Source organism: Brevibacterium sp. CSND-B09 (assembly GCF_052906525.1).
Genome location: NZ_JBREGI010000001.1, coordinates 1 through 15,843, shown reverse-complemented (window position 1 = coordinate 15,843; position 15,843 = coordinate 1). Strand labels below are relative to the sequence as shown.

At 62.3% G+C, this 15,843-nt stretch carries 22 protein-coding genes and 1 pseudogene; 9 read left to right on the top strand and 14 right to left on the bottom strand.

Features of this window, described 5'->3' with window-relative positions; translation table 11 throughout:
• Nucleotides 1–117 precede the first annotated feature (117 nt).
• The 9 genes from ACU4IU_RS00115 (at nucleotide 118) to ACU4IU_RS00075 (ending at nucleotide 9,669) form a co-directional block, all read left to right on the top strand.
• Entirely contained in the window at nucleotides 118–1,020 is a 903-nt protein-coding gene (locus ACU4IU_RS00115; RefSeq protein ID WP_446655586.1) for a hypothetical protein, read from the top strand.
• Complete coding sequence (locus ACU4IU_RS00110) at nucleotides 1,017–2,408, top strand: hypothetical protein (RefSeq protein ID WP_446655585.1); 1,392 nt, start codon at nucleotides 1,017–1,019, stop codon at nucleotides 2,406–2,408. Before ACU4IU_RS00115 ends, ACU4IU_RS00110 begins: the two co-directional genes overlap by 4 nt.
• Before the next feature lie 11 nt (nucleotides 2,409–2,419).
• Nucleotides 2,420–6,817, top strand: a complete 4,398-nt coding sequence (locus ACU4IU_RS00105; protein WP_446655584.1) for a hypothetical protein — start codon at nucleotides 2,420–2,422, stop codon at nucleotides 6,815–6,817.
• Between the two features lie 72 nt (nucleotides 6,818–6,889).
• On the top strand, nucleotides 6,890–7,093 hold the full coding sequence (locus ACU4IU_RS00100) for a hypothetical protein (RefSeq protein WP_446655583.1): 204 nt from the start codon (nucleotides 6,890–6,892) through the stop codon (nucleotides 7,091–7,093).
• Nucleotides 7,090–7,527 (top strand): hypothetical protein, encoded by a 438-nt coding sequence (locus ACU4IU_RS00095; protein ID WP_446655582.1) that lies wholly within the window; start codon nucleotides 7,090–7,092, stop codon nucleotides 7,525–7,527. Before ACU4IU_RS00100 ends, ACU4IU_RS00095 begins: the two co-directional genes overlap by 4 nt.
• On the top strand, nucleotides 7,527–7,958 hold the full coding sequence (locus ACU4IU_RS00090; protein ID WP_446655581.1) for a hypothetical protein: 432 nt from the start codon (nucleotides 7,527–7,529) through the stop codon (nucleotides 7,956–7,958). The genes ACU4IU_RS00095 and ACU4IU_RS00090 overlap by 1 nt, the downstream gene beginning before the upstream one ends.
• Before the next feature lie 66 nt (nucleotides 7,959–8,024).
• Complete coding sequence (locus tag ACU4IU_RS00085; protein WP_446655580.1) at nucleotides 8,025–8,348, top strand: hypothetical protein; 324 nt, start codon at nucleotides 8,025–8,027, stop codon at nucleotides 8,346–8,348.
• A 2-nt stretch (nucleotides 8,349–8,350) separates the two neighbouring features.
• Nucleotides 8,351–9,367, top strand: a complete 1,017-nt coding sequence (locus ACU4IU_RS00080; protein ID WP_446655579.1) for a peptidoglycan-binding protein — start codon at nucleotides 8,351–8,353, stop codon at nucleotides 9,365–9,367.
• A gap of 32 nt (nucleotides 9,368–9,399) precedes the next feature.
• Nucleotides 9,400–9,669 carry a hypothetical protein gene (locus tag ACU4IU_RS00075; RefSeq protein WP_446655578.1) on the top strand — a complete coding sequence of 90 codons (270 nt, stop codon included), beginning with the start codon at nucleotides 9,400–9,402 and terminating at the stop codon, nucleotides 9,667–9,669.
• A 104-nt stretch (nucleotides 9,670–9,773) separates the two neighbouring features.
• On the opposite strand, the gene ACU4IU_RS00070 is transcribed toward ACU4IU_RS00075, so the two are convergent.
• The 14 genes and pseudogenes from ACU4IU_RS00070 to ACU4IU_RS00005 all read right to left on the bottom strand — a co-directional run.
• Nucleotides 9,774–10,220, bottom strand: a complete 447-nt coding sequence (locus tag ACU4IU_RS00070; RefSeq protein ID WP_446655577.1) for a hypothetical protein — start codon at nucleotides 10,218–10,220, stop codon at nucleotides 9,774–9,776.
• Between the two features lie 87 nt (nucleotides 10,221–10,307).
• Complete coding sequence (locus ACU4IU_RS00065) at nucleotides 10,308–10,490, bottom strand: hypothetical protein (protein ID WP_446655576.1); 183 nt, start codon at nucleotides 10,488–10,490, stop codon at nucleotides 10,308–10,310.
• Nucleotides 10,487–10,741, bottom strand: a complete 255-nt coding sequence (locus tag ACU4IU_RS00060) for a glutaredoxin domain-containing protein (RefSeq protein WP_446655575.1) — start codon at nucleotides 10,739–10,741, stop codon at nucleotides 10,487–10,489. The genes ACU4IU_RS00065 and ACU4IU_RS00060 overlap by 4 nt, the downstream gene beginning before the upstream one ends.
• Before the next feature lie 11 nt (nucleotides 10,742–10,752).
• Nucleotides 10,753–11,316 (bottom strand): hypothetical protein, encoded by a 564-nt coding sequence (locus ACU4IU_RS00055; protein ID WP_446655574.1) that lies wholly within the window; start codon nucleotides 11,314–11,316, stop codon nucleotides 10,753–10,755.
• A gap of 8 nt (nucleotides 11,317–11,324) precedes the next feature.
• Nucleotides 11,325–12,476, bottom strand: coding sequence for a metallophosphoesterase (locus ACU4IU_RS00050; RefSeq protein WP_446655573.1), 1,152 nt, complete (start codon nucleotides 12,474–12,476; stop codon nucleotides 11,325–11,327).
• Nucleotides 12,473–12,664 carry a hypothetical protein gene (locus tag ACU4IU_RS00045; protein WP_446655572.1) on the bottom strand — a complete coding sequence of 64 codons (192 nt, stop codon included), beginning with the start codon at nucleotides 12,662–12,664 and terminating at the stop codon, nucleotides 12,473–12,475. Before ACU4IU_RS00045 ends, ACU4IU_RS00050 begins: the two co-directional genes overlap by 4 nt.
• A 44-nt stretch (nucleotides 12,665–12,708) precedes the next feature.
• The gene (locus ACU4IU_RS00040) at nucleotides 12,709–12,918 is read right to left on the bottom strand and encodes a hypothetical protein (protein WP_446655571.1); all 210 of its coding nucleotides are present in this window, start codon (nucleotides 12,916–12,918) and stop codon (nucleotides 12,709–12,711) included.
• Nucleotides 12,919–13,602 carry a toprim domain-containing protein gene (locus tag ACU4IU_RS00035; protein WP_446655570.1) on the bottom strand — a complete coding sequence of 228 codons (684 nt, stop codon included), beginning with the start codon at nucleotides 13,600–13,602 and terminating at the stop codon, nucleotides 12,919–12,921.
• A 37-nt stretch (nucleotides 13,603–13,639) separates the two neighbouring features.
• Nucleotides 13,640–13,741 (bottom strand): annotated as a pseudogene (locus ACU4IU_RS00030) (CHC2 zinc finger domain-containing protein); the annotation flags it as partial.
• A gap of 83 nt (nucleotides 13,742–13,824) precedes the next feature.
• Nucleotides 13,825–14,262, bottom strand: coding sequence for a DUF3310 domain-containing protein (locus ACU4IU_RS00025; RefSeq protein ID WP_446655569.1), 438 nt, complete (start codon nucleotides 14,260–14,262; stop codon nucleotides 13,825–13,827).
• Entirely contained in the window at nucleotides 14,255–14,722 is a 468-nt protein-coding gene (locus tag ACU4IU_RS00020) for a hypothetical protein (RefSeq protein ID WP_446655568.1), read from the bottom strand. Before ACU4IU_RS00020 ends, ACU4IU_RS00025 begins: the two co-directional genes overlap by 8 nt.
• On the bottom strand, nucleotides 14,719–15,039 hold the full coding sequence (locus tag ACU4IU_RS00015; RefSeq protein WP_446655567.1) for a hypothetical protein: 321 nt from the start codon (nucleotides 15,037–15,039) through the stop codon (nucleotides 14,719–14,721). The genes ACU4IU_RS00020 and ACU4IU_RS00015 overlap by 4 nt, the downstream gene beginning before the upstream one ends.
• The gene (locus ACU4IU_RS00010; RefSeq protein WP_446655566.1) at nucleotides 15,036–15,407 is read right to left on the bottom strand and encodes an SLOG family protein; all 372 of its coding nucleotides are present in this window, start codon (nucleotides 15,405–15,407) and stop codon (nucleotides 15,036–15,038) included. The genes ACU4IU_RS00015 and ACU4IU_RS00010 overlap by 4 nt, the downstream gene beginning before the upstream one ends.
• Nucleotides 15,404–15,843, bottom strand: a 440-nt coding sequence (locus tag ACU4IU_RS00005) for an endonuclease VII domain-containing protein (protein ID WP_446655565.1), incomplete at its 5' end; no start/stop codon positions are given. The genes ACU4IU_RS00010 and ACU4IU_RS00005, both read right to left, overlap by 4 nt.

The window sequence follows — 15,843 nt, the reverse complement described above, 5'->3', positions numbered from 1 at the left end:
GATCCAGTCCCCTGGTTCGTAGGCTCAGGCGCTCGTCATAGCGCCGCTGCGGCCCGAAATCTGGCATGGAATGCCACTGGTGGCAAGACGGGAATTGCCACGCCCACGAGCCTCCAGGTGCGCCAGCTCAGCACCGCAGGCGGTGCCGTGCAGATCATGCCTGGTGGTGGAGTCATTGAGTCCACCTACGCCGGCGCCCTGCAGCAGTCCTACACGGTGCGCAATGCGTCAGCGACAACGCTGACAATCCCCGCGAACACCACCTCTTCGACTCGCCGGCTTCATATCACCTGCGAGATCAACGATCCGACCTACGCCGGATCCCAGCCTCCGAGCAAGGAGGAAGGCCCTTACGTCAAGTTCGTGGCTCGCACCACTCGGCAGTCCACGCACCCCGAGCTGTATCTCGGGTACATCGACCAGCCGGCCAACTCCACGGTCGTCACCTCGGCCATGATCAAGGATCGCCGAGAGGTTGCCAACCCGAAGCGTGAGACCTGGACATTCGCCCGTCCCCGCGTCGCTGAAGACAACTCGAATCAGAACAACCTGAACGGCCGCGAGGCTAACGGTGGGGAGTACTTCCCCGGCGGCGCCGGGTACTCAAACGAAGCCACCCTCACCGTTCCTACATGGGCCGTCTCGGTCATCATCGAGGCCGACTGGATGGCAGTCGGCTACGTCGGTGGCAAGAACGTTCTCGGCCGGTTCTGGATTGAGTACGGCGACGAGTTCAAAGACCACACCTGGCCGAACAAGCGGCAGTGGGAGTACGGCACCCAGGAGTTCCGATTCAATGCCCCGGCTACTGGCAACGATATGCGAACGAACTGGCGGCTCATGGATACCCGGCAGATCGCGAAGAAGCTCCGAGGCAAGGACGTGACGTTCGCCTTCAAGGGCGCGATCACGGCCACCTCGCCCACGAACTCTGTCTACATGGACTCGCTCTCCGGCCTCGGCCTGAAGGTCACCTTCCTCGAGGAGAAGGCTGACTGGGAGGAGTTCAACGAGACGTGAGAGTTCAGAACCTCGCCTACTGGATGAATGGCGACGGTACTGAAGTCCTCATGGACCCGGACCTGCCCTTGCAGGATCTCAAGGTCACTCGGGAGATGAATGGGATAGGGAGGCTCACTGCCTCCCTTCCCCCCGAGTACGGGACTCTCACCGCCTTCGCCAACCGCCCGGTCATCAAGGACTGGGCCACCGCTCTTTACGTCGAGATCGACGGCGATCTCTTCGACGGCTTCATTGTTGTGGAGACCTCGGACGATAACGACAAGCTCGTCATCGACGCTGTTGGCTTCCTTGGCTACGGCGCCGATCAGCCCTGGCCCGACAAGGGCCGCGTCTTCTCGGTCGGCAACTGGCCGCTCAACTCTGTCGTCGGCACCCTGTGGCTCGAGCTGCAGAAGGCCCCCGGCGCGAACATCAACCTCAAGACCAACCACGCGAGCAGCGAGGGTGAACTGAGGCAGTGGCCTCGCGTCGGCAATCCCGTCTGGGATCTTCTGCCGGTCCCGGTACACCCCGGCAATAAGCCGGTCAATCGCAACGGCAAGCAGCCGAAGTCCCCGGCTTATCCGACCCGCCCAACCAAGGGCACGGAGAAGGCGAAGAAGAAGGAATGGGCTCGTCTGCTCAAGAAGTACGAGCAGGACAAGAAGGACTACGCCGCAGCGAACAAGGCGTGGCGTGCTGCTGAGGATGCATTCCGCAAGCGTGAGCGCGAGTGGGAGACCCGCAAGAACAAGTGGGAAACCGACTACAAGGAACGCCGGAAGCAGATCGAAGATGCGCGGATCAAGTTCAACTACTGGTCGACGCACGACATTCTGCAGGCGTTCCAGGATCTCGCGAAGGAGCACGAGTTCTCCTACCGCGTGGATCACACGCGCAGCGGGAACACCTTCACCCACACGCTCTACATGCGACCGGGACGCCTCGGCGTCCGGCACACCGGCCTGTCGCTGATCGAGGGCGAGAACGTCTACTCGATCCCGAAGGTCACGCAGCAGGGGGAGGACCGCCTCACCTCGGCTCGGATCCTCGGCGCCGGCGACGGCTCAAAGATGAAGTACTACCAGGCATCCCGCACCGCAGGCGGTGCCGCCGGTCTTCGTCGAGCAAGGGTCTTCGCCGACAAGACTCTGACTCGCAACTCGCAGATGACAGCTCGGGCCAAAGCCATGCTCACCCTCTACAACGACCCGATCGAGGTCGAAGAGTTCACGGTCATCGACCACGACCTCCTGCCTATGCGCCAGTTCGACGTAGGCGATGAGGTCTTCCTCCAGACATTCGCCCGCAGGGGCGGCAACTTCAATCGCTGGGTCACTATCACATCCCTCACCGTCGAGCCCGAGAAGGGCACGGTGTCGATGAAGGTGGTCCCCGTCAGTTAGGAGACTTCCTTTTGTCCTCAATCAAGAGGCTCGCACAGGAGATCAACGGCCTTCGGCGCCTTGCGCTCGGCCACGCTACAAGCCCCCAGCTCGCCAACGCCTCTGTTGACGGTGGGGATCTTGAGATCCGTGACGGTGACGGCAATCGGGTCGGCGGCATTGGCCTCGGCGATGATGGCGGGTTCGTCATCGACTACTCGGGAGGCCCGAAGCCTCCCCGCCCCAGGGCGCCCAAGGTATCGGCCGACGCCGGCCTGCTCCGCGTCGAATGGGACGGCGGGTTCGAGCCCAGCGAGGGCGAAGAGGATCCTCTGATCACCGCAGACCTGGACCTCGTTGAGATCCATGCGTCGATGGACGAGAACTTCGTCCCCGATCGCGTCCAGTCCTTCGGCGGGGCATACGCCTCGCTGGAGGGCGGGTCCCACGTCATCGGCCCGCTGACAGAGACGGGCACCTACTACGTCCGACTGGTCGCCAGGTCGAAGGCCGGCAAGTTCTCCGAGCCCTCCGATATGGCCGAGCAGGTGCTCGCCATCGCAAGCATCGACGAAGCGCTGACCGATGCCTGGCTCACCGGTGTCACCGCCGCGATCACCGCGGACGGGAAGAACGGGATCTGGCGTGGCCCCGAGGCTCCTGAGCCTGACCCCGATGTCCCGTTCAAGGACGGCGACATCTGGTTCGAGATGAACGACGATGGCGAATCCATCCCGAACATCTACGACGAAGCCACCGGCAGCTGGGTGTCGAACCGTGATGCCCGACAGTCTGCCATCGAGCGCGTTCAGGAAGAGCTTCGCCAGGATCTCGATGCCGTCATTACTGACGGCTCGGGCACGAAGAACTTCTTCCGCCCGACAGCTCCTGCCGCCAGCGAAGCGAAAGAGGGGGACCTTTGGTTCGACTCGTCTGCTGACGGGAAGAACACCCCGCACGTCTTCCAGGACGGAGCGTGGGTCTCTGCTGCAGATCAGCGCGTGGCCGACATCAAGGCTGCGCAGGATGAGCTGCGCCAGGACCTCGATGAGGTCGTTGAGAACGGCGTCGGGACCAGCACCCATTACACCCCGACCATGCCGTCAGCTGCAGTATCCAAAGAGGGTGACCTGTGGTTCGACCCGTCCGATAACAACAAGCCGTACATCTACAAGAGCGGTAAGTGGATTACCGTTCGGGATTCGTTCTCACCTCCGGGTGCTGGCGAGAATGTCTTCGCGCTTCTCGATGAGGCGGGCACCACGAAGCACGCCATCAGCAAGCAGTGGGCAAGCATCGCCGGCTTCACCTTCACGCCTGGAGCGCTAGGCGTTGAGGCGAAGGTTCCGGCTGGTGCGAAAGCGGGGACGGTAACTGCCCGCCTTCCCCTGACCAGCTCGTTCAATACCGCGGGCACATGGCAGATCACCGTTGAGGACACCATTCAGTCGAACGGCCTGGGCCTTGGCGCCGCGGGCCTGCTCGAGTTCTACTCGCCAGGCAAAGCTCCGACTGCACGAATCGTCCTGGGCGTGGCGGTGCCAGGCTCCGGGGTCATGGAGCTCGTTCAGCCCCTGGCGATTAAGGAAGACAAGTTCGGGTCGACGCGAACGCATTCGACCAAGCTCGATGATCTTGACCTGCAGGTCCTCGGAATTTACCCGAGCGTCTACGCCTGGTCACTCTTCCTTGAGGTGACTGTCGACTCTGTTCCCGGGAACACTGTCAAGGGCTCCGCGCAGCTCGCCTACGCCGTAGGCGGGAAGGGCATCGCCGACAAGGCGATCACCACCGGCAAGATCGCAGCCGGGGCCATCACCGCGGAGTCGGGAATTATCGGCTCGATCGACGCTGGCACCATCACCGTGGGCGCGCTGAACTCGGCGCGGATTGCAGCCAACTCAATCACCGCAGACAAGCTTTTGATTGGCGGCGGGGCAAACCTCCTGCCCGACCCGTACTTTGCAGATAACGCAGCCAACTGGGGCTCGCTGGTCACTCTCTCCTCAGCCACCGGCGGCAAGGACGGATCGGCGGCAGCTAAGGTCGCCGCGTCATCCGGCCAGTCTGGCGGGTACTTCGGGAACATCGCGAACCTCGACCCTCGCCACGCCAGGGTAGTGGGAGGTGCCCCCTATGTGATTTCCGCCTGGGCGAGATCCACGAGCGCGATCGCAGTGGGCAAAGCCGCCCTCTATGTCAGGTGCTTCCGCCCCTCCGACAACAACACCTATGCATGGAGCTCTCCGAGCTATCACTCAAACGCTGCGACCATTCCAGCAAATGAGTGGGGTCTGATCGAGGGGATCGTAGTCACACCCGACTCGTCGGTCGAGGCAACGATCGGTCTGTATGCCCAGGCTGGTCACAATGCGGCGATAGAGTTCTGCCTGCCGTCAATCCGGCCGGCAGTGGCCGGCACGCTTATTCAGGACGGAGCGATCACCACCTCGAAGATCGCCACCGGCGCGATCACTGCGGAGAGCGGAATCATCGGGTCGCTGAATGCCGGTGTCATCACCTCTGGCGTTCTCGACGCTGCAAGAATCGGTGCGAACACGATCACAGCAGACAAGGTTCTGCTGGGCGGCGACCGCAACCTGATCCCGAACGGCGAGCTGACTTCTGGCGATTTAGCCGGCTGGAACGGCGCATTCACGCTGCAGACCGATTCCCCGGAGCCATACACGCGCTCGGCGAGCATCGGCGGAACCAGCACTCGACACCTCGGGTTCGGCAACTACCCCGTCCAGCCTGGCGACGTGATGGTCTTCGAAGCTTGGTACAAGGCCAACAAGCCTGACGCGAGGATCGTTCAGGAGTCTCGAGATCAGGCCGGGGCTCATGTGCGTCGAACGGGTTACGACTGGACCACGGTCACAGGGCCGGATCACGCCAACGGAACCTACCCGGCGTACTTCACGGTGCCAACTACCTGGACGAAGGTAGTCAGGAAGATCACTGTCCCACCGGGAGTGACCGGCATGAACCTCGGCAACTTCTACGTCAACCACTCGTCGGGCACCGAGCGAACGGCGACGTTCTATGTCGCCGGCATGAAGCTCTACAAGCAGGTCGGTGCAACCCTCATCGAGAACGGTGCCATCAGCACCGAGCACATCCGCACCGGTGCCATCACTGCAGAGTCCGGCATCATCGGTTCGATCGACGCGAACGTCATCACCTCCGGCAAGATCATGGGCAACCAGATCGACGCCGATGCGATGAACGGCAAGACGATCACCGGCGCCACGATCCGCACCGCCTCGGCAGGTGCGCGGGTCGAGCTCACGCAGAACGGGCTGAAGCAGTACAACAGCCTGGGCGCGACGATCGTCGACATGACCTCGGGGTCGTTCACCCTCCAGGGTGGATCCATCACCGGCTCTACGATCAAGACGGCAAGCTCTGGCTCGCGCGTGGAGATCACGACGCAGGGCCTGAAGCAGTTCAACTCGAGCAACGAAGTCATCGCCGAGATGGTTGCCGGCTCGATGGTAATGAAGGGCGTCCTTGAGCAGGAAAACTCGGTGGGCAAGCTGATGGTTGGCCCCGCGTTCGCATCCGGCAAAGTATCTCCGGGACTCATCTGGGGCAACCTCGCGGGTCATCCGACGGAGGCAGGCTTCGGCGTGGTCGATGGCGGATCCGGGAGGGTGGCGATAGCACTCCAGGGACCAGGTAAGACCAGCAGCTCCCGAGGCGCCCTCCTGAACCTGTTTGACAACGAGGTCTACATGGGACTCCGCGACAGCAAGGGCTACCAGAGGATTGACGCCGATGGAACCATCCTGTCCACTACCGCGTCAACCGGCTACAACCAGCGGTTCTACATGGAAGACCGCAAGATCTGGACGGGCTGGCAGAACTCCAACGGGACTATTGGCGCGAGCCTGTACCTCGATAACGATGGCATTGGATTCTACGTCAACGCCGCTAGTCGGCGTCTCATGCTTGACGCCGAGAACATCGCCATCCCCACCCTCCCGGGGGACTCGGGCGCCGTAGCCCTCGGTCGCAAGTCCGGCAGGGTGTACTACATCAGCTCTGCCCGGCGGTTCAAGCTCCTCGAGGAGCCGATCACGGACACGGTTGATTCATTCGAGGATCGACTCCTGTCCGTCGACGCGAAGACCTGGATCGACAAGACCAGGGCGGATCGAATCGCCGACTACGAGACGGCCATTGCCCTGGGGGAGGAGCCCGAAGGGGACCTCTCCGACTGCGGCGGTCTCGAGCGGATCCCTGGCGTCGTCGCCGAGGACCTGGAGGCGGCAGGGCTTGAAATGTTCGTCACCTACAACGATGACGGCGAAACCGAGAGCGTCCTGTACGACCGCATCGGTCCCGCCCTCATCCCCATCGTCCGCTCGCAGCGGGATCGGATCGAAGCCCTCGAGTCCCGGCTCGAAGCACTCGAAGCCGCCTGACACTCACCACCCCGAAGGGGCCCTGGCATTGCGCTGGGGGCCCTTCTGCATTCACAACGAAAGAAGACTCACATGGAACAGAACACCGACCAGTCCAAGGTCCTCGCCGCTCTCTACCAGGAGAACCTGACCGAGAACATCCAGCTCAAGGAAGAGCGCGTCATGCAGCGCCTGCGCATCGAAGAGCTCGAGGCGAAGGTCGCCGAGCTTGAAGCCAATCAGAAATGCGAGAGCTGCCCTGTCGCCGAGGCTGAGGTTGTGAGCGAGTCTGCATGATCCCGAAGAGGATAGCCAAGAAGCTTGACGGGTTCAGGGGTGCATTCCTCCTGGTCCTGTCGCTGCCGTGGATGGCTGTAGGGGCGAGCTACGTGTTCATCTCGACGCCGACTAGATCAGCCGCATTCTCGTTCCTGCCCGAACTCCTCAACGAGAACGAGCTGGGATGGGTCTGGATTCTTGCCGGGCTGTTCCTGCTCTTCTGCGCATGGCGCGGGCAGAAGCATCCGAAGTTCACCACCATCGGATTCCTTGTCGCGATCGCACCGCCCGCCCTGTGGGCGAGCCTGTTCTTCATCGCGTTCTGTACCGGGATCCTGCCCACGGCAATCGTCTCCGTGGTCATGTATGGAACCTTCGTGGCGCTGATCTTCTTCTGCTCCGGTTGGCCTAACCCAATACATCGCAGCCGCGATGCGCCGGGAGGTCTTTGATGGAAGCACTGATCCAGCCGGCCCTGTCTCTGCTTGGCGTGATCATCACCGCCGTTGTCACCTGGCTCGTGTCGAAGCGATCCAGCCGGGTGCAGGCCGAGCAGCAGAAGGAGCAGAACGAGCTCGGGCTCGTGGATCGGTACAGGGAAGAGATCGAGCGCATCGACGACAAGCTCAAGGAGCAGTCCGCGGACATCGCGAAGCTCTCGCGAGAGAACCTTGAGCGCACCACCGAGGTGCTGAGCCTGCGCGAAGAGATGGCGAAGGTTCGGCGAGACCACCTTGCCGAGACAGCCAGGCTCGAAGCCACCCTCTTCTCGTTCCGCGGCTACATCGCCTCCGTTCTGGAGTGGATCAACCGCCGCTTCGAGGCGGGCGAGCTCGACACCGAGGCGGACGTTCCTGAGCCGCCCCCTGAGTACCGGGCATAACGAGCAGCACACACATACCTACGGGCACCCCTTCGGGGGTGCCCTTCTCTATTCAAGGAGACCCCTTTGACTAAGACCATTTCCGGCAAGACCGGAACCACCGGCGCCGTATCCCTTGCGGGTGGCGCCAGCATCGCACCTCTCGTCGTGTGGGGCCTGGGCCTCGCTGGCGTGGATGTCCCGCCCGAGGTTGCCGTCATCATCGGCGGACTGATCTCGTCGCTCGCTGCGATCCTCGTGGCCTGGCTCATGCCGGCCAAGTCCGGCACCTACGTGCAGGTCGAGGAGCCTGTCGAGGAGGACGTGTACGACCCGGCCGTGGAGGCCGGCATCGAGGATGACCCCGAGATCCCGGACCCGAGTGAGTTCGACATGGCAGAGGTGGTCTGAGCATGGCTACCTCTCAGAACGGATACCGCGCCAACGACCGATCGCTGATCGCGTCCTATGAGATCCCCGGCGGCAAGGTCGCTGTTCGCAAGGGTGATGTCGCAACCGTCCTTGTGTATTTCGCGAAGCGATTCCATTCCGAAGTCGAGCCCCTGAAGTGGCCCGGCAACTGGGGCTATGCCGAGCGCACGATCCGCGGCAATTCGACCACGCTGTCGAATCACGCCTCGGGCACTGCTCTCGACCTCAACGCTCCGCAGCACCCTCTCGGCAAGGTCGGCACCTTCTCGTCGAAGCAGGTTGCAGCAATCAACCGCATCCTCGCGGATTGCGATGGTGTTCTTCGCCACGGCAAGAACTACTCCGGCCGCAAGGACGAGATGCATGTCGAGATCAACAAGGGCACAGCCGCGGTTGCGGCCCTCGCTGACAAGATTCGCGCAGGCAAGAAGCCTGGCCCGAAGGGCGGAGCCACCTCGAGCGGTGGTGGCGGATCTTCCTGGACCTCGGTGAGCGGTAAGACCCCGACTGTCCGACAGGGCAACAAGGGTGAGCCCGTCAAGCGGATCCAGAAGGCTGTCGGCGTCAAGGTCGACGGCTACTTCGGCGCATCCACCAAGGCCGCGGTCATGGACTTCCAGCGGAAGTACAAGCTCGGTGTCGATGGCATTGTCGGCAAGGCGACCTGGGCGAAGATCAATGCCGGCAAGAAGGCGAAGGCCAAGAAGCCTCGCAAGTCGCAGAAGGCTCCGAAGTTCCCTTTGAAGAAGGGGCACTGGTACGGGGTCGAGTCGCGGAACGCGAAGAACCACTCCGGCGTGGTCGCGAAGGATCGTGCTGGAATCAAGCAGCTGCAGGCGCAGCTGAAGAAGCGCGGCTGGAAGCTGTCGGTCGATGGGCGCTTCGGCGCGAAGACGAAGCGCGTCGTCATTGCATTCCAGAAGGAGAAGGGCTTGAAGCCCGATGGCCTCGTCGGCCTCGCGACCTGGAAGAAGATCTGGGAGTCCCCGGTCACTTGATCGCCGAGCCTCCTCGGTGAACAATAGAACGTATGTACGAACAGTTCTCTGGAAGCGCCCCGGAATATCAGAACATCTTGAACCGTCTCCCAGCACGCGACAAGCCGATGCGTGAGCGGATTCCCGTTCAGGCGAGGATCGTGTGGGAGTACGACGGTGAGGAGTGGAAGGGCGGTCACGCCCTGCGGTTGGATCCCGATGGCCCAGCGATCTACGTCGAGATTCTGGACAAGCGAAACAGGTTTACTGGCGCATGGCTGCATCCCGATGATGTTGACTGGGAGAACAAGCCGCGCAATTAGACGCATAAGCGTTCATGCATATGTTAGATACAAAAAAAGAAGCCCCCTCGAGGGCGCCAAGGCGTAATGCCAAGGTGCTCCCGAGGGGGCCTTTTTGCGTTTGTCTAGAGGTTGCCGGTAAACGGGATGTCATCGCCGACACCGGCAATGACGACGGTAATCTCGGTGGCCCCATCGGGGATACCGTAGGTGAACTTGGCTGACGCCTTGTGCCCAGCCGGCACCGTGCCCAGTGCTTCCGAGTAGTAGCCAGGGTCAAACACATCAACCGGGGATCCCGCATCGGTGGATGCGGCGCCCTTCGATACGCCCGACAGGTCCACGCTCTTGTCGCTGGTGTTCTCGATGAACACCTCGTAGGCGCGAACCTCCTTGCCATCCCACTCGGCAGGGTCGGCACCCTGCTCGGCGGTGCGCACACCCTTGTCCTCGACTGTGATGGTGAGGTCGTCGAGCTCGACAGCCTCTCCGATTCGGGCGTCCTTACTGGCGGGTGAGCTGCACCCGGGCAGCAGTAGTAGAGCGGCAACTGCCGCTGCGATTCTCTTCATGATCTAATCCTATTTGTAGTCGGGCGGGGATCATCCCGCCGGTGGTATCGGCTCGATAACATTCCCGGCGGGGCCCGACCGCTAGGTCTAGATCAGCGGCAGAACGAAGACCCTGCGGTGCCCATCCTTCTCCATGAGGCGAATGAACGATTCCATACCGAGGGGCGTTAGGACCTCGCGGGCATAGGCGATCAGCAGATGGTTCTCCTGGCAGAGCTCGTAGAAGATGATGCCCTGCCGGAGCTGCCGTGCGTAGCGTGCCTTGATCAAGCTGCATCATCCCCTCGAAGTTCGTCGATGAGGTCAGGCCGGAAGCCTGCCCATCGAATCTGACCGCCCGAGGCGTAGTCCACCTGGACGATCGGAGCGGACAACAAGCCCTCGGACTTGATCTCGTCAAGCCACTCGCCGGGCTGCTCGTAGATCGCAGCCTCGACATAAGTAAAGCCCTTGTTTCCAAGGGCCTTCTTCGTCATGGTGCACTGGGTGCACGCTGGTTTGCTGAATACTGTGATGGTCAATGAATCTCCGATCAGGCGAATGCCGGGTAGGCCAGCTCTTCGCTGGCGGTGTCGATGTCGAGCTCGGAGCGCGAGGCTCCGCGATTGAGGATCATGCTGATCTTGTCGATGGCGCGTTCGATACGCATGTGCTCGGTGGTCGAGAAGGGGAGGGGGTCGATGTCGTCTACTAGCGGTCCGAACTTCCGGCGAAGCAGGAACCGCTCGTCGGTTTCAAGCTCGCCAAGAGCTCGTGAAACGTCGATGCGTCCCTCGATGTCGGGGCTATCCTCGGCGTCAACCCACACAGCATCCTCGAGGATCGTGCGGACGACAGCGGGGGAGTAGATGAAAGCTCCGCGGAACTGCATGTAGTCGATGCGCTCGTCGCGAGCGACCTTCACGCCCTGCTTCTTGATGAGGTCGACGATCGTGCCCTCCGGGTAGTCTCGGGGCGCCAGCTCCTCGAGATAAAAGACCCAGAGCTCTTGCTCCAGGTCTTCGGGATCCATCACGTCTGTGGACTGCTTCTTGGCGACGTTCCTGATGACGCTGCTCAACTTGGCCGGGTCAATGGCCGGGTGTTCTGATTCCAATTCTTTCCTTACTGAACGAGGGTGATGACTCGAGGAGCCCCGCTGGGCTCGACTTCGAGATAGACGGCGCCGGGATTGCCGACCTGGCCGGTCTTGTTCCTCCACCAGTCCGAGCGCTGCTCGAGCGCCGGGACCTGCAGGAAGTACCGGTCGGATTCCGTGTCGATGAACAGGTGATGGCGGTGGCCGGCGAGAAGCCAGTCGGCATCGTGGCCGGTCTGGCCGCTGAAGCTCTGTCCCTGCCACCATGCGTAGTGCTTGCCGGTGCGCCACTGATGGCCGTGGGCCATGAGGAAGCCGACGCCTCCGACTGTCGCGGCGATAGCGAGCTCTGATTCCTTCGGGTACAGGAACGTCACATCGTCCCGGCCCGCAAGCTTGAACGCCTCCTCGACAGCGCGGAGGCTGTCGACGGCGAACGAGTCATGAGGCTTCGAGTTGACGGGGGAGCGGTACGTCTCATCATGGTTGCCAGGCACCGAAGCGACGGTCACGACCGCGCCAGCATCAGCGAAGCGTGCGATCGTCTGCGTCATCAGGTGTCGCAGCACGCGCAGCTGCTCGGTGAGAGTGAGGTCGTTGGTGCCGATGTTCTTCCCGCCCTGGGATACGACGCCCTCGATGCAGTCACCGAGGAATGCGATCAGGACCTCTTCGGAGTCGGCATCCGACTCGGACCAGCGTTTGACGCCAGCCTCGAGGGCCGACATGTAGCGGCGAACGATCCCTTCGGATCCGTCCCCGTCGCCCTTGCCGAGCTGCAGGTCGCCGACCGCAAAGACGGATGGCCCGTACTTGCCGGTGCCCTCGTCGAGCAGGCCCCCGCGGGAGTGCCCGCTGATGACATCGACCAGCTCGTCGATGTCGGCGTGATCCACCTCGTCGGTCTTCTCTCTGAAGCTGAACTTATAGGAGCGGAAGGTCTCGATGCCTTCGCGTGTCTGAGCATCCCAGGTGGAGAATCGGAAGTTCGATACCTCGAACCGGCTCGGATCCAGCCCTGCATCGCGCAGGGTCTCGTCTGGGTCATACTCGGCGTTGGCCAGGAGGGGCTTCGAGGTGGCCTCGCCGCCGGTGCCATCGAACTCGAGGCCGGCACGCCAGTTCTTCGGGGGGTGGGGAATCGTCGTGCTGCTCAGCACGTCCTTGATGCTACTCACAGCCACCCCTTCCGGGTCCGGTACTTGTAGATCGAGTCAGCGCTCGGGACCCTGCCGGCATCAGATACTGCGCCGTCACTGGCGAGAGCCAGATGGATTGTCTTGCTTGCGAACATCGAGCTTCGCAGCGCCTCGGAGACGGCTGCGTAATCCTCGTCGTTCAGCAGGTCCATTGCCTGCTCGATCATCGGACGAGTGTCGCCCGGATCCTCTAGGATCTCCTGCAATTTGCTCAAGCCCTTGCCTCTTCCTTGTAGCTGACTTCGCTCGCGGCAAACGGTGCGAGCTGCCCGTAGCGGGGGTGTCCGCCTTCGGTGATGACACAGAGGATGGTCCACCCAACAGAGAAGACATCCGGGTAGTTCGTCTCGACGACCTCGCCCTCTACGTATTCGTCGCGGCCCAGCCGCAATGTGACGGCATCGCCATTCTTCAGTGGCACTTACACTCCAATCAGGCCGCGGAGTTCCGCGGCGCCATGCTTCAAATAGAATCCGTTTGTGTCGCCGCCATCCGGCACGACAATGACTTTGGGGTTGGGCACTGCCCTCGCTACTTCTTCGGCGAACCTCTCGCCGACGCCGACCTCGGCGTCATCCTTCGCTTCGTCCTTGTCCGCGAGGATGTAGACCCTCTCGAACCCGGCGAAGATGTTCTTGTAGTACGGCTTCCACGCCTTGACGCCGGGGACGCCGACAGCAGGGATCCCGCACTGGATGAGGGTCATGGCATCGACCTCGCCCTCGACTATCACGATGTAGTCGCTGGGGTTCGCCAGCGTCGTGGTAGCAAAAAGCCGGGTCGGATGACCCGGCAGTGTTCGGTACTTCGGGGCGGTGTCCGGCATCTCGGGACCTCGCCTGAAGCGCAGGTCCACGTAGTTCTGCCACCACTCGGTGGGGCTGGTGGGGGTTATGTAGGGAATGGAGAGGTAGCCCGCGAGGTGCCCGTACTCCTCATCCGATTCGCTTACGACGCCGAGCTTGAACTGCTCGATCGTTTCGAGGCTTAGCCCTCGTTCCCCGCTGAGATATGCGAAGGCTGGTCCGTCTTGGTTCTCGAGTAGTTCTCGATGGAACCGAATCGCCGACGAAGCCAACATTCTCTTCGATCCATTGCTTGGCACCAACAAAGTCGACTCCTTCCTGCCGCATGACTATCGCGTATCCGTCGCCCGATGCCTCGCATCCGAAGCACTTGAAGTACTGCTTATCGACATCGACAGATGCCGAGGGCCTTTGCTCGTCGTGGAACGGGCAGAGCACCTTGACCCTGCCCGCTGCCGGCTCGATGCCGTCGAGCCCGTAGTGCTCGAGGATCGGCCAGATGGGTGGCTTCTCCGTGTCGGTCACAGATGCAGTCCTGGATTGCTCGCCATGACCTTCGCAGCACGCACGATGTTCACGTGCTTAGCGTCGGCATTGCCAACTTCCCCTGCGGTTTCATCAAGGTCCAGGCCGTCTGATGCAATGCCCTCTGCGGTGTCGAGGGTGATGTTGTAGGTGCTGCCCTGCGGCTCGACGGTGACGATCCTGTCGGTGGTGATCGATTTGTCGACGATTTTGTCCACGCTGATCGGTGGGGGAGTCAGCTCTTCGACCAATCGGTTCATGTAGAACTGTGCCTTCTTCGCATCCTCGAGGGCGTTGCCCTTCCGGCCGAGACGGGACAGGTACTTGCAGACCTGCCACTCAAGCGGCCCGAGATCCCAGTCGATGAACACGTCGATCGGTTCGTACTTGCGACCCTCGGCGTAGTGCGATGGGTGGTTGATGATGTCAGTCATTCGATTCTCCAATCGTGTTCGGTGGGTAGAGGCCAATCAGGCTCGTCGCCTCGGCACGCCTCGCCCGGGCCTTGAGCGCCCGGAATGCGGCGGTGCGCAGGTCCTTCTGCGTCGGGTACTCGCCGGCATACGCAATCCGCGATACCCAGCGCACATTCGAGCCGGTGCCGATGGCGTAGCGGTACTCGTGCCGGACTTTCCTCGCTCCATACCAGGTGCGTCCGAGCAGGACTTCCCGGGTCTGGATGGTGTCGCTGTCTTCGCGCCGTAGGGTCGGCTCCGAGTAGTAGAGGTCCGTCTCCCAGGAAGACCATTCGCGCTCCCGCTCAGGCCCGAGGATGCTGAGATACCAGCCACGCCGAGCGCCGAGCGAGTCGACCCGCTGCTCCTCGACCTGCCAAACCTCGCCATCCGGGAGCTCAGGCAATCCTGTTGCCTCGTCGATCTCGATCTTGGTCACTTGACTCCTTTCAGTTTGTTCGGCGGGAAGTTACCCAATAGGCGCCTCTCGTTTTCGAGCGTCACCAGACGCTTCTTGAAGACTCGATGGAGAACTCTCGCGGCCTCAGCGACCCCGGTGTCCGTCATGTCACGGAACCCCTTGGTTGCGACCAGCTCTCTCGTCGTGCGAATCTCGACGCGGTACGGCCAGCTGTCGTACCCGCTCGTGACGGGCGTCTTCGAGACTCGCCACCAGTAGCCATTCGGTAGCTCGGGCAGTCCGGTCGGGGCGCTGCTACTTGCCGGCGGCGCCGGCTTTCTTCTCCCGAAGATCACTTCTCCTCCTCATGGATCTCGACTGGGATACCGGCAGCTCGGGCCCTGCGAACGCAGTCCCAGGTGCCCCGGGAGCCCTCGGCCGGGAAGGCCAGGCAGATGTCAGCGCCAAGGTCCACCATTTCCTGATTACGCAACGGTCCAGCCTTCGGCCCGAGCCCTGCGAAGTCGGCGGGGTGCGCCTCTTCTTCTGTGTTGAATGCGATCTTCGCCCAGTCCGATGCGAATGCATCGGCGCCCCCCGGGCATGCGCCATGCACCACTGTGATGAGCTCTGTCGGGTCAGTGTTGAAGGCAACCCACTGGAGCGCATCTTCGACCAGCGCCCGGCTCTCAAGGCTCCTGGAACCTGTGACTAGGACTCTCATTTCTTCCTCCTTGCCCGCCGCTTCCGCGGCTTGCTCTTCTCGGCATCCGTGCCGTGGATGGGTGCGACCCGCTCACCGATAACCTGCTGCGCAGGCGGTGATTGCAGATACGCAATCGCCCGCTCGAAGTACTCGATCTCATCCCGGGCATTGCCGAGCGTGTGCTTGTTGCAGCGGGTGCAGAGCAGCCCGCGCACCAGCCCGTTGGCGTGGTCGTGGTCGACGCTCAATCGCTTCGCCGCGCCGGTGGCGCGTTCGCAGATGTAGCAGCGACCACCCTGGGCCCTGTAGATCTCCCAGTACTCCTCGGCGGTGATGCCGTAGGTCTCTTCGATGCGCTTGGCCCATGCGCCTTCCGAGGTCTGACGCCGCCGCGCCCGGTGGTGGGTTGCGCAGCGGGGCCCCGGATGCGGCGCCGGCCTCTTTGTCTCGATGC

What these genes read in the sequence shown, in the direction of transcription:
- ACU4IU_RS00095 (WP_446655582.1), top strand. Translation starts at nt 7,090, where the DNA reads ATGATCCCGAAGAGGATAGCCAAGAAGCTTGACGGGTTCAGGGGTGCA.
- ACU4IU_RS00010 (WP_446655566.1), bottom strand. Translation starts at nt 15,407, where the DNA reads ATGAGAGTCCTAGTCACAGGTTCCAGGAGCCTTGAGAGCCGGGCGCTG.
- ACU4IU_RS00080 (WP_446655579.1), top strand. Translation starts at nt 8,351, where the DNA reads ATGGCTACCTCTCAGAACGGATACCGCGCCAACGACCGATCGCTGATC.
- ACU4IU_RS00025 (WP_446655569.1), bottom strand. Translation starts at nt 14,262, where the DNA reads ATGACTGACATCATCAACCACCCATCGCACTACGCCGAGGGTCGCAAG.
- ACU4IU_RS00090 (WP_446655581.1), top strand. Translation starts at nt 7,527, where the DNA reads ATGGAAGCACTGATCCAGCCGGCCCTGTCTCTGCTTGGCGTGATCATC.
- ACU4IU_RS00045 (WP_446655572.1), bottom strand. Translation starts at nt 12,664, where the DNA reads ATGATCGAGCAGGCAATGGACCTGCTGAACGACGAGGATTACGCAGCC.
- ACU4IU_RS00075 (WP_446655578.1), top strand. Translation starts at nt 9,400, where the DNA reads ATGTACGAACAGTTCTCTGGAAGCGCCCCGGAATATCAGAACATCTTG.
- ACU4IU_RS00070 (WP_446655577.1), bottom strand. Translation starts at nt 10,220, where the DNA reads ATGAAGAGAATCGCAGCGGCAGTTGCCGCTCTACTACTGCTGCCCGGG.
- ACU4IU_RS00100 (WP_446655583.1), top strand. Translation starts at nt 6,890, where the DNA reads ATGGAACAGAACACCGACCAGTCCAAGGTCCTCGCCGCTCTCTACCAG.